We start from the raw sequence: 11,967 nt of genomic DNA on the forward strand, positions 1-11,967 counted from the left end.
CCAGGAAACGGTTGTTGCACGCCTGCCGATGCTATATTTGTAAGCTCTTTCTTACACATTCCCCCTTGAGCCGCTCTTTCAACCAACAACTCGATCAGCACGGCGCGTGGCGAAGCAATTTTGCCCGCCGGCTGCAGTGGCTGTCCCGCTGGCTGACCGAGAACGAGCTGCTCGACCAGTCGGTGGCCGAGCGCTTGCGCGGGCTTGAATCGCAGATCCGCACCAGCAAGGTCATGGTCGCTTTCGTCGCCGAGTTCTCGCGCGGCAAGTCGGAGCTGATCAACGCCATCTTCTTTGCCGGCTACGGGCGCCGCATCATGCCGGCGAGCGCGGGCCGCACCACGATGTGCCCGACCGAACTGGGCTACGACCCCGCGCTGGCGCCCAAGCTGCGCCTGCTGCCGATCGAGACCCGCATGGAGCCGCATTCGCTCGCCCACTGGCGCGAGAAGCCCGCGCGCTGGACCGAGATTGCGATCGACGTCGGCAACGCAGAGCAGCTTGCGCAGGCCATGGGCAAGGTGGCCGAGGTGCGCTGGGTCGGCAAGGAGGAAGCGCGCGCGCTGGGTTTCTGGAACGACGACACACCCGACGACAACCCGGTGCAGGACGCCGAAGGCCGCGTCGAAATCCCGCGCTGGCGCCACGCGGTGCTGAACATGCCGCACCCGTTGCTGGAACAGGGGCTCGTGATTCTCGACACCCCGGGCCTGAACGCCATCGGCGCCGAACCCGAACTCACGGTGAGCCTGATTCCGCAGGCGCATGCCGTGGTGTTCATCCTGGGCGCCGAAACCGGCGTGACGCGCTCCGACCTTTCGATCTGGCGCGAACACCTGATCACCGAGGACGAAGGCAGCGACACGCGCTTCGTTGTGCTCAACAAGATCGACACGATGTGGGACACGCTGAGCACGCCCGCGCACATCGAACAGCAGATCGAGCGCCAGCGCGAAGGCGCGGCCCGGTTGCTCGAAGTGCCTCTGGCGCAGGTGCTGCCGGTGTCGGCGCAAAAGGGGCTGCAGGCCAAGATCCAGAACGATGCGCAACTGCTGCAGGCCAGCCGCCTCCCGGCGCTCGAATCGCTGCTGGGCGAAGGCGTGCTCGGCAAGCGCGAGACCATGCTGCGGCTCGCGGTCGATGCCGGCATGACCGCGCTGCGTGCCGAAGCCGAACGCATCCTGAAGGTGCGCCAGCGCGACCTGTCCGAGCAGGCGCTCGAACTGCAGGGCTTGCGCGGCAAGAACGTCTCGGTGATCCGCCACATGCGCGCGCGCATCGACCAGGAACACGCCGAGTTCGAGGGCAGCAACACGCGCATCCTGGCGCTGCGTTCGGTGCAGGGCAAGCTTTTGCGCGAGGTGTACGCCGTGCTCGGGCGCACCGCGCTCAAGGCCGACATGGTGCGGCTGTCGGCTGCGCTCAAGCGCCCGGGCGTCAAGTTCAACGTGCGCAAGGTGTACGCCGAGACTTTCGACTCGCTGCGCAACAACCTGCGCGAAGTGCAGGCGACCACGGCCGAGATCCAGTCGATGCTGCACGCCACCTTCCGCCAGCTCAACGCCGAGCAGGGCTTCACGCTGCAGGCGCCGGCAGAGCCCGATCTCACGGGCTTCGAGCAGGAGCTCAGCCAGATCGAACGCAGCCACATCCACTACCTGGGCGTGGGCAACCTGCTGAAGCTGGCGCAGGCCGATTTCTGCGACAAGCTGGTACGCGCGCTGGCCAGCCGCCTGCGGCTCGTCAACGAAGCCGCGATGACCGAAGTCGAGCGCTGGAGCAAGGGCGCGAGTGCGCAGATCGATGCGCAGCTGAAGGAGCGCCGGCGCAATTTCAGCAAGCGCATCGAGGCCATCGAGCGCATCCAGAGCGCGGCCGGCAACCTGGACGAGCGCCTGGTCGAGCTGGCGGCGCAGGAGCGCGACCTGGCCGAGCTGCATGTCCGGCTGAGCGAGTTCACGTCACTGATCGCGCAGCCGGGAAAGCCGCCGCCCATGGCCACGGTCGGCGAATTGCGTGCGGCCTGAACGTTCCGCCGCCGAGGCGGTTGCCTCTTCGCCATTGCCGCCCGATTTCGCTGCACAGATCGTGCGCTGGCAGCGCACGCACGGGCGCAGCCAGCTGCCGTGGCAGAACACCCGCGACCCTTACCGCGTGTGGCTGTCGGAGGTGATGCTCCAGCAGACGCAGGTCACGACGGTGCTGGGCTACTTCGCGCGTTTTCTCGAACGGTTTCCTGATGTGAAGGCACTGGCCGCGGGCACGGAAGACGAGGTGTTCGGCCTGTGGAGCGGCCTGGGCTACTACAGCCGTGCGCGCAACATGCACCGCTGCGCGCAGGACGTGGTCGCGCGCTTCGGCGGGGAGTTTCCGCACACGGCGGCCGAGCTCGTCACTTTGCCCGGCATCGGCCGTTCGACCTCCGCAGCGATTGCCGCTTTCTGCTTCGGCGAGCGCGTGGCGATTCTCGACGGCAACGTGAAGCGCGTGCTGACGCGCGTGCTCGGCTTTGCGGGCGACATGTCTTCGGCTGCGCAGGAGCGCGCGCTGTGGGACTTGGCGACGCAATTGCTGCCGCCTGCCGAACAGCGCGAAGCCATCGCGCATTACACGCAAGGGGTGATGGACCTGGGCGCGACCGTGTGCCTGCCGCGCAAGCCCAGCTGCATGATCTGCCCGGTCGACAAGTGCTGCGTGGCCTTGCGCGAAGGCGAGCCCGAGCGCTATCCAGTGAAGACCCGCAAGCTCAAGCGCAGCGCCCAGTCGCTCTGGGTGCTGCTCGCGCGCGATGGTCAGGGCCGCGTCTGGCTGGAAAAGCGCCCGGCCAAGGGCATCTGGGCCGGGCTTTATTGCCTGCCCGTGTTCGACAGCCGCGACGAACTGCTCGCCGCATTGCCTGCCGCCGCGCAGCGCGATGTGCAAGAGCTGCCGGCTTTCGTGCACGTGCTGACCCACAAGGACCTGCATCTGCACCCCGTGCAACTGCAGGGCGCCCAGCCGCAAGGCGAAGGCGCACGCTGGATCGCGGCAGAGGAATGGAGCCGGCTGGGGCTGCCGGCGCCGATGCGCAAGCTGCTGGAGAGCAGCGAGACCAAGAGTCCCTGAGTCCCTAGAGGCTGGCGACCCTCAGGTCGCGTCGAGTTCGCGGTGGCGCTTCAGCGCACCCCAACGCGCGCCGAAAGACCGCGCCAGCTGCTCGACCAGGAACACCGAGCGGTGCTGCCCGCCGGTGCAGCCGATCGCCACCGTGACGTAGCTGCGATGGTCGCGCGCCAGCGCATCGATCCAGTGAGACAGGAACTGCTCGATGTCGTCGTACATGCGCGCCACGTCGTCGTGCTCGCGCAGCCACTCGATCACCGGCTCGTCGCGGCCGGTGAGCGGCCGCAATGCGGGCACGTAGTGCGGGTTGGGCAGCATGCGCACATCGAACACGTAGTCGGCATCCAGCGGCACGCCGCGCTTGAAGGCGAACGACTCGAAGACCAGCGTCAACGCGTTCTGCGGCGCGGAGATCAACGACTTGATGTAGCTCTGCAGCTGTGCCGGCCGGATCAGGCTGGTGTCGATCACGTCGGCGCCGTCGCGCAGGTCGGCCAGCAGTTCACGCTCGAGTTCGATGGCCTGCATCAGCACGCGATGCTGTTCGGGCACGTCGGTGCGGCCTTCCTGGCGCGACAGGGGGTGGCGGCGGCGGGTTTCCGAATAGCGGCGCAGCAGGGCGTCGGTGGTCGCGTCGAGAAACAGCGAGCGCAGCGAAATGCCGCCGTCGCGCCGCAGCGCTTCGAGCTGTTGCGGAACGATCGGCAGCGACACCCCGCTGCGCACGTCCATGGCAATGGCCACGCGCGGGGTTTCCTGCTCGTGTTGCAGGGCAATGAAGGGTGTCAGCAGCTCGGGCGGCAGGTTGTCGACGCAGTAGTAGCCGGCGTCTTCCATGGCATGCAGGGCCACCGACTTGCCGGAACCCGACATGCCCGTGATGAGCACGAGATCGAGGTTCATGGCGCGGTCACGGAGGTCTTGTGGCCCAGCATCTCGCGGGCGTGGGCCAGCGAGGTCTGCGAGACCTTCTCGCCGCCCAGCATGCGGGCGATTTCCCTGGCGCGGTTGTCGTCGTCGAGGCGCGACACGCCGCTCTCGGTGCGCGGGCCCTCCTTGCCGGCGGCCGCCGTCTGGCGCTTGGCGACCACGAGGTGGTGGTCGGCGCAGGCGGCCACCTGCGGCAGGTGGGTCACGGCGAGCACCTGGCGGTCGCGGCCGAGCTGCTTCATGAGCCGGCCGACCGTCTCGGCGACAGCGCCGCCGACGCCCGCGTCGACCTCGTCGAAGATCAGCGTCTGTGCGGCGCCGAGCTGGCTGGTCGTCACGGCGATGGCCAGCGCGATGCGCGACAGTTCGCCGCCTGAGGCCACCTTGCCGATGGCGCGCGGCGTGCTGCCGGTGTGGCCGGCCACGAGGAACGTCACTTCTTCAAGGCCGGCGCGGCCCGGCTGCGCCAGCGGCTGCAGCTCGACCTCGAAACGTCCGCCCTGCATGCCCAGGCCCTGCATGGCCTGCGTCACGGCCTGCGCGAGGCGCGGCGCAGCCTGCTTGCGCGACTTGCCGAGGGCCTTGGCTTCCTTCATGTAGACCTGCTGCGCGGCCTCTTCGGCGCGCTCCAGGCCTTCGAGATCGCTTTGTGCGTCGAGCGCCTGCAGCTCGGCCTGCCAGCCGGCCAGCAGCGCCGGCAGGTCGGCGGGCGTGCGCTTGTACCGGCGCGCGAGCGACATCCACAGGCCCATGCGCTCGTCCAGTTCGGCCAGGCCGCGGGGGTCCGCTTCGGCGTCGCGCAGGTAGCCGTGCAGCGAATGCGCCGCGTCGGAGGCCTGTGCCACGCAGGAGGCCAGCACTTCGCCCAGGTTGCGGAACTCGGGCTCGATGTGTTCGCAGTTCTGCAGCAGAGTCGCCGCGCGCGTGAGCGCGGCGAGCGCGCCGTGGTCGTCGTCTTCCAGCGCCTGGCTGGCACCCTGGGCCGCATCGATCAAGGCCTGCGCGTTGGAGATGCGCGAGTGGTTGGTCGACAGCTCTTCCCATTCGTCGGCGCCGGGCGCGAGCTTGGCGACTTCGGAAATCTGCCACTGAAGCCGCTCGCGTTCGCGCTGCAGCGAGTCTTGCGCCGAGCGCGCGTGCTGGAGCGACGAAAGCGCCTGCCGCCAGCCGTGCCATGCGGCGTCGAGCGCGTCGGTACGCACGCCCGCATAGGCATCGAGCAGGCCACGCACGGCCTCGGGCCGTGTCAGGCTCTGCCAGGCGTGCTGGCCGTGGATGTCGAGCAGGTGGTCGCCAAGCTCGCGAAGTTGCGTGGCCGTGGCCGGACTGCCGTTGATCCAGCCGCGGCTGCGGCCTTGCAGATCGACGGTACGGCGCAGCAGCAGGGCGTCGCCGGCTTCGAAGCCGCCTTTGTCGAGCCATGTGTCCATGGCCGGGTCGGCGTCGAACTCCGCGCTCACGTCGAGCCGCTCGGCACCTTCGCGCACCGCACCGGCGTCGGCGCGGTTGCCCAGCGCCAGTTGCAGTGCGTCGATCAGGATGGATTTGCCCGCACCGGTTTCACCGGTCAAGACCGTGAAGCCGCCAGACAGGTCGAGTTCGAGTGATCGCACGATCACGAAGTCGCGCAGTGCGATGCGTCGCAGCGCCATGTCAGGAGCCCCCTTCGTTCCAGTGAAGTTTCTTGCGCAAGGTATCGAAATAGCTCCAGCCGCGCGGATGCAGGAAGCGCACGCGGAAGTCGGAGCGGCGCACCACCACGCGGTCGCCGATGGCGAGCGAGGCCAGCGACTGCATGTCGAAATTGGCACTGGCGTCGCGCCCGCCGACCAGCTCGATCACGATCTCGTCTGCATCGGGCAGCAGCACGGGGCGGTTCGACAGCGTGTGCGGCGCAATGGGCACCAGCACCCAGCCCGGCACCGCCGGATGCAGCAGCGGGCCGCCGGCCGACAGCGCATAGGCCGTCGAGCCCGTGGGCGTCGCGATGATCAGCCCGTCGGCGCGCTGGTTGGCCACGAAGTGCCGCCCGACGGACACGCGCAACTCGACCATGCCGGAGGTGGCGCCGCGGTTGACCACCACGTCGTTCATGGCGAGCGCGTCGAACACCGAGACGCCGTCGCGCATGACGCGCGCGTGGATCAGGCTGCGGTGGTCTTCCTCGTATTCGCCGGCCAGCATGGGAATCAGCGTGGCCTGGTAGTTGTCCAGCGGAATGTCGGTGATGAAGCCGAGGCGCCCCCGGTTGATGCCGATCAAAGGAATGCCGTAGCTCGCGAGCTGCCGGCCGATGCCGAGCATGGTGCCGTCGCCGCCGACCACCAGGCCGAGGTCGCAGCGCTGGCCGATTTCCTCGACCGACAGGGCTTCGTAGCGCGGATGCGTCGGGGCGCCTTCGTCTTGATCTTCCTCTTCGCAGGTCGAGCGTTCGACGAAAACCGTGCAGCCCTGCGATTCCAGGAACGTGCCAATGTCTTCCATCACCCCGTCGCGGGCGTCCGCCTGCGCTCGGGCGCCGGAAGCCTGGTATTTGCCGATCAGGGCGACGTAACGGAAGCGAGAGGTCATATCTCACAAATTACAACACTAAAATCTTGCAATGCTGGACGACCGTGCCAAGTTGCTGCTCAAGACGCTCGTCGAGCGCTACATTGCCGACGGGCAACCCGTCGGGTCACGCACGCTGTCGCGTTCGGCGGGGCTGGACCTGTCGCCCGCGACCATCCGCAACGTCATGTCCGACCTCGAGGGGTTGGGGCTGATTGCCAGCCCGCACACCTCGTCGGGCCGCATCCCGACGCACCGCGGCTACCGCCTGTTCGTCGACACCATGCTGACTGCCCAGCGCGAGCACATGACCGCGCCGAGCCTCGCGCCCGACCAGCCACAGAAGGTGATTGCCAACGCAGCCAACCTGCTGTCGAACATGTCGCAGTTCGTGGGCGTGGTGATGGCGCCGCGGCGTGCCTCGGTGTTCAAGCAGATCGAGTTTCTGCGCCTTTCCGAAAAGCGGCTGCTGGTGATCATCGTCTCGCCCGACGGCGACGTGCAGAACCGGGTGATCTTCCCGGAGGCCGACTATTCGCAGTCGCAACTGGTCGAAGCCTCGAATTACATCAATGCGCACTATGCGGGCCTGACCATCGAGCAGGTGCGCGACAAGCTTCAGTCCGAGATCGAAACGCTGCGCGGCGAGATTGCCGCCTTGATGCAGGCGGCGGTGCAGGTCAGCTCCGAAGTGCTGACCGAAGCGCAGGAAGACGACGTCGTGATTTCCGGCGAGCGCAACCTGCTCGCGGTGAGCGACTTCTCCAGCGACATGGGCCAGCTGCGCCGCGCTTTCGAGCTTTTCGAGCAGAAGGCCCAGCTCATGCGGCTGCTCGACGTGTCGAGCAAGGCCGAAGGCGTGCGCATCTTCATCGGCGGCGAAAGCCAGGTGGTGCCGTTCGAAGAGCTGTCCATCGTGAGCGCCAATTACGAGGTCGACGGGCAGGTCGTAGGCACGCTGGGCGTGATCGGGCCGACGCGCATGCCTTATGAACGCATGATCCAGATCGTCGACATCACGTCGCGCCTGGTGACCAACGCGTTGAGCCATCGCAAGTAGGCCGCGCGCCGCGAATAGAATCGGGCCGCGTGGGCCGTTAGCTCAGCTGGTTAGAGCAGCGGACTCATAATCCGTTGGTCGATGGTTCAAGCCCATCACGGCCTACCACCGCCTCTTTTTGCATCAGGTTTTGGCAACGTTTCCGCTTCGCTGCGGGAATGCTCTACGAAACGGGATATAATCGAAGGCTTAGCGGCTGTAGCTCAGTTGGATAGAGTACTTGGCTACGAACCAAGGGGTCGTGGGTTCAATTCCTGCCAGCCGCACCAACTCTGAAAATGCCCGGAAGATTCGTCTCCCGGGCATTTTTCTTTTGTGAAGCCTGCGTGTATCCGGCTAAGCAGAGTCAAAAAGGTCGAGAAAAGCGGGCTATAATTGCAAGCTGTGCGGCTGTAGCTCAGTTGGATAGAGTACTTGGCTACGAACCAAGGGGTCGTGGGTTCAATTCCTGCCAGCCGCACCACTACATGAAAAGCCCGGAAGATTCGTCTTCCGGGCTTTTTTCTTTTTGGAGGATTTTGCGTTGAGCAAGGCATTCACCAAGGAAACGGATTCCGACGGAGACGATGACGGCGCCGGTGGCGTTTTGCCGCCGCTGCCCGCGGGCAGCAAGAACTACATCACCCCCCACGGCTACGCGCGACTGCGCGACGAACTGCTGCACCTGATGGACGAGGAGCGCCCGAAAATCGTCGAGACGGTGCACTGGGCCGCCAAGAACGGCGACCGTTCCGAGAACGGCGACTATCTCTACGGGAAGAAGCGCCTGCGCGAAATCGACCGCCGCGTCCGCTTTCTCACCAAGCGCCTCGAGGTCGCCGAGATCACCGATCCGTCGGTGCACCATGGCCGTGATCAGGTCTTCTTCGGTGCCACGGTCCGCTATGTGGACGAGACGGGCGAGGAACGCAGTGTCACCATCCTCGGGATCGACGAGGCGGAGAGCGCGAACGCTCAGGTCAGCTGGATTTCCCCGATCGCGCGGGTGCTGCTCAAGTCGCGCGAGGGCGATGTGGTCAAGCTCGTCACGCCGGGCGGCGCGCACGAGATCGAAATTCTTTCAGTGAGTTATCCCGCGCCACGCCCGGCCGCGGCCTAGAAACCGCAGGTCTCAGGGCGCGGGAACAGTCCGGGACGCCGTCAGCACCGACGCGGTCCGGCGCGCTGAGCGCAGCACGGCGTCCAGGTGCGCGCGGTCGCGCACGGCAATCACGAAACGCAGGTCGGTCGAATCCTGCGGTGTCTCGTCGGCCATTTCCACGTGCGTGATGTCGGCTTCCGCATCGGCCAGCGTGGCCGCGACCCGCGCCAGCACACCCTTGTCGTTGCGCACGGTGATGACCACGCCGGTTTCGAAGGGGCGCGTGGGCTCGTCCGCCCACTCGACTGCGAAGAAGCGTTCGCTGTCCTTGTGGCGCAGCCGCTGGCCGACGCCGCAGTCGTCGGTGTGCACCACCAGGCCTTCGCCATGCCCGAGGTAGCCGACGATCTGGTCTCCGGGAATGGGACGGCAGCACAGCGCGAAACGCACCGATGAGTTCTCGCTGCCGTCGAGCGTGACAGCGCCCTGGGACACGGTCTCGTGCGAGATGAAGCGCTCGCGGCTCAGCAGCAGGGCGTCGGGCCGCTCGCCCAGTTCGGAGAGCATGGAGACCAGCCGCTTCGCGACGATGCTGGCGATGCGTTTGCCAAGGCCGATGTCGGTCAGCAGTTCGGAGCGGGTGCGGTTGCCGGTGAAGCGCAGCAGCTTTTCCCACAGTGGCTGGTGTTCGTCGTCGTTCTCCGGCAGCTTGCTCAACCCTTCAGCGCGCAGCGCCTGGGCCAGCAGCTTTTCACCCAGGCCTTCGGACTCGGTGTGTGCCAGGGTCTTCAGGTAATGACGGATCTTGGAGCGCGCCCGACCGGTTCGCACGAACCCGAGCCAGGCCGGATTGGGCGTCGACACCGGCGCCGTGATCACTTCGACCACGTCGCCGTTCTTGAGCTCGGTGCGCAGCGGCACCTGGTCGCCGTTGATGCGCGCAGCCGACGTGTGGTCGCCGATGTTGCTGTGAATGGCGTACGCGAAGTCGACCACCGTGGCACCGCGGGGCAGCGCCATGATCTGGCTCTTCGGCGTGAACACGTAGACCGCATCCGGAAACAGGTCGACCTTGACGTGGTCCCAGAACTCCGCGGCGTCGCGCGTTTCGTCCTGGATGTCGAGCAGCGACTGCAGCCACTTGGTGCCCAGCCGGTCGTTGCTGGCCGCATTGGGTTCGGCCGCCTTGTACAGCCAGTGCGCCGCCACGCCGGATTCGGCCACCACGTGCATCGCCTCGGTTCGCAGCTGGAACTCGACGCTCACGCCGGCCGGGCCCACCAGCGTGGTGTGCAGCGACTGGTAGCCGTTGAGCTTGGCGATCGCGATGTGGTCCTTGAACTTGCCCGGCAGCGGCTTGTACATCTGGTGCAGGATGCCCAGGCCGGTATAGCAGGCGATCACGTTCGGCACGATCAGGCGAAAGCCGTAGATGTCGGTCACCTGGGCGAAGCTCAGGTGTTTTTCTTCCATCTTGCGGTAGATCGAATACAGCGTTTTTTCGCGCCCCGCGATCCTCAGCGTCATGCCGGCGGACGCGAAGGCGGTCTCGACCTCGCGCTGCACCTTCTGGATCAGGTCGCGGCGGCGACCGCGTGCCTTGGCCACGGCCTTGGACAGCGTGGCGTAGCGCCAGGGCTTCATGTGCCGGAACGACAGCTCCTGCAGTTCGCGGTAGGTCTGGTTCAGCCCGAGGCGGTGCGCGATGGGCGCATAGATTTCGAGCGTTTCGCGCGAGATGCGCGCCCACTTTTCACGCGGCGCGTCGGCCAGCGTGCGCATGTTGTGCGTGCGGTCCGCCAGCTTGACCAAAATGACGCGCACATCGCGCGCCATGGCCAGCAGCATCTTGCGGAAAGACTCGGCCTGGTTTTCCTCGCGCGTGTTGAACTGCAGCTTGTCGAGCTTGGTCAGCCCGTCGACCAGCTCTGCAACCGGGGCGCCGAAGCGTTCGATGAGTTCAGGCTTGGTGACGCCGCAATCTTCGATGGCGTCATGGAGCAGGGCGGCCATCAGAGCCTGCGCGTCGAGCTTCCATTCAGCGCATTGCGCCGCCACGGCGATCGGGTGGGTGATGTACGGCTCGCCGCTGTTGCGCAGTTGGCCGAGGTGGGCCTCGTCGGCAAAGCGGTATGCGCGCCGCACCAGCTCGGTGTCCTCGGGGCTCAGGTAGTCGAGGCGTGCCGTCAATGCGGCAAAGCTTGCGGCCGCCGCATTCAGCGCCGCCGGGCTCGGCTTCGGCGGGCCCTTGGGGGCTTGGGACTGATGTTTGGCAACCGCGCTCATGTCTATCACTTTAGCGTGACCACTGTATGGACGCGTCCGGGCATAAAAAAAGCACCGCTTCGCGGTGCCTTTTCGTTGCAGGGCTGCGTCAGATCAGCCCGGCACCTTCTTGAGCATTTCGAGGCCGATCTTGCCTTCGGCGATTTCGCGCAGGGCGGTCACGGCGGGCTTGTTCTTGCTCTCGATCTTGGGTGCGTGGCCCTGGCTCAGCATGCGCGCGCGGTAGGTCGCGGCCAGAACGAGCTGAAAGCGGTTCGGGATGTGGACGAGACAATCTTCGACGGTGATGCGGGCCATGATGAGAATCTTTCTGTCGGTGAGCGAGGGCTCGGATATCAGGGGATGTTCAGTGCGGCGAATGTGTCGGCGCGCGCACGGCGCTGTGCGGAGTACCGAAGCCGCTGAGCGTGGACGATCGCCTTGAGATCGAAGAGCGCGCGCTCAAATAACTCGTTGATTATAACGAAGTCGAATTCCCCCGCCCGCGCCATCTCTTCGGCGGCGTTTTTCAGGCGCAGCTCGATCACCGAGGCGCTGTCTTCGCCGCGCCGCTCGAGCCGCGAACGCAGTTCTTCCCAGCTGGGCGGCAGGATGAAGATCATCACCGCGTTGGAAAAGGTCTTGCGGATCTGCAGCGCACCCTGGAAGTCGATTTCGAGGATGACGTCCGCCCCCTGGGCGATCCGCTCCTCGATGGCTTTCTTCGACGTGCCGTACTTGTGACCGTGCACATGGGCCCATTCCACGAAACCGTCCGCCACGATCATCGCGTCGAACTCCGACGGCGAGGCAAAGAAGTACTCGCGGCCGTGCTTTTCCTGGCCGCGTGGCGACCGGGTCGTGTGGGAAACCGAGGGCTGGACGGCCGAATCGAGCTCCATGAGCGCCTTGACCAGGCTCGACTTGCCGGCGCCGCTGGGCGCCGCGACCACGAAGATATTGCCGGGGTAGTCCATTC

At 66.2% G+C, this 11,967-nt stretch carries 10 protein-coding genes and 3 tRNA genes; 7 read left to right on the top strand and 6 right to left on the bottom strand.

The annotated features are described in order from the left end of the window. Positions 1-65 precede the first annotated feature (65 nt). Both ACSFA5_RS28540 and mutY read left to right on the top strand, forming a co-directional pair. Positions 66-2,027, top strand: coding sequence for a dynamin family protein (locus tag ACSFA5_RS28540; RefSeq protein ID WP_435447414.1), 1,962 nt, complete (start codon positions 66-68; stop codon positions 2,025-2,027). A 34-nt stretch (positions 2,028-2,061) separates the two neighbouring features. Continuing rightward, entirely contained in the window at positions 2,062-3,105 is a 1,044-nt protein-coding gene (mutY, locus tag ACSFA5_RS28545) for an A/G-specific adenine glycosylase (RefSeq protein ID WP_435447415.1), read from the top strand. A 21-nt stretch (positions 3,106-3,126) separates the two neighbouring features. Here mutY and rapZ read toward each other — a convergent pair whose 3' ends face one another. Genes rapZ through ACSFA5_RS28560 form a run of 3 tightly spaced genes read right to left on the bottom strand, consistent with a single transcriptional unit; the run spans position 3,127 to position 6,603 of the window. Continuing rightward, the gene (gene rapZ, locus ACSFA5_RS28550) at positions 3,127-4,005 is read right to left on the bottom strand and encodes an RNase adapter RapZ (protein WP_435447416.1); all 879 of its coding nucleotides are present in this window, start codon (positions 4,003-4,005) and stop codon (positions 3,127-3,129) included. After that, positions 4,002-5,684: a DNA repair protein RecN gene (gene recN, locus ACSFA5_RS28555; RefSeq protein ID WP_435447417.1), complete on the bottom strand. Its 1,683-nt coding sequence runs from the start codon at positions 5,682-5,684 to the stop codon at positions 4,002-4,004. Before recN ends, rapZ begins: the two co-directional genes overlap by 4 nt. 1 nt (position 5,685) lies before the next feature. Then, positions 5,686-6,603, bottom strand: coding sequence for an NAD kinase (locus ACSFA5_RS28560; RefSeq protein ID WP_435447418.1), 918 nt, complete (start codon positions 6,601-6,603; stop codon positions 5,686-5,688). A gap of 31 nt (positions 6,604-6,634) precedes the next feature. Between ACSFA5_RS28560 and hrcA the strand changes: the two genes are divergently transcribed. The 5 genes from hrcA (at position 6,635) to greB (ending at position 8,741) form a co-directional block, all read left to right on the top strand. After that, entirely contained in the window at positions 6,635-7,642 is a 1,008-nt protein-coding gene (gene hrcA, locus ACSFA5_RS28565; RefSeq protein ID WP_435447419.1) for a heat-inducible transcriptional repressor HrcA, read from the top strand. Positions 7,643-7,673: 31 nt separating this feature from the next. Then, a tRNA-Ile gene (locus tag ACSFA5_RS28570) sits at positions 7,674-7,750 on the top strand. An 84-nt stretch (positions 7,751-7,834) separates the two neighbouring features. Beyond that, positions 7,835-7,911: transfer RNA gene (locus tag ACSFA5_RS28575), tRNA-Arg, on the top strand. A 117-nt stretch (positions 7,912-8,028) separates the two neighbouring features. Beyond that, positions 8,029-8,105 (top strand) — tRNA-Arg (locus tag ACSFA5_RS28580). 60 nt (positions 8,106-8,165) lie between these two features. Further along, positions 8,166-8,741, top strand: a complete 576-nt coding sequence (gene greB / locus ACSFA5_RS28585; RefSeq protein ID WP_435447420.1) for a transcription elongation factor GreB — start codon at positions 8,166-8,168, stop codon at positions 8,739-8,741. 12 nt (positions 8,742-8,753) lie between these two features. On the opposite strand, the gene ACSFA5_RS28590 is transcribed toward greB, so the two are convergent. The 3 genes from ACSFA5_RS28590 to gmk all read right to left on the bottom strand — a co-directional run bounded on the left by ACSFA5_RS28590 (position 8,754) and on the right by gmk (position 11,965). Beyond that, the gene (locus ACSFA5_RS28590) at positions 8,754-11,009 is read right to left on the bottom strand and encodes a RelA/SpoT family protein (RefSeq protein ID WP_435447421.1); all 2,256 of its coding nucleotides are present in this window, start codon (positions 11,007-11,009) and stop codon (positions 8,754-8,756) included. Positions 11,010-11,102: 93 nt separating this feature from the next. Continuing rightward, the gene (rpoZ, locus tag ACSFA5_RS28595) at positions 11,103-11,306 is read right to left on the bottom strand and encodes a DNA-directed RNA polymerase subunit omega (protein WP_019656435.1); all 204 of its coding nucleotides are present in this window, start codon (positions 11,304-11,306) and stop codon (positions 11,103-11,105) included. A gap of 38 nt (positions 11,307-11,344) precedes the next feature. Next, positions 11,345-11,965 carry a guanylate kinase gene (gene gmk / locus ACSFA5_RS28600; protein WP_435437078.1) on the bottom strand — a complete coding sequence of 207 codons (621 nt, stop codon included), beginning with the start codon at positions 11,963-11,965 and terminating at the stop codon, positions 11,345-11,347. Between the last annotated feature and the right edge of the window lie 2 nt (positions 11,966-11,967).

It is taken from the genome of Variovorax monticola (assembly GCF_051216855.1).
GTDB lineage: Bacteria > Pseudomonadota > Gammaproteobacteria > Burkholderiales > Burkholderiaceae_C > Variovorax.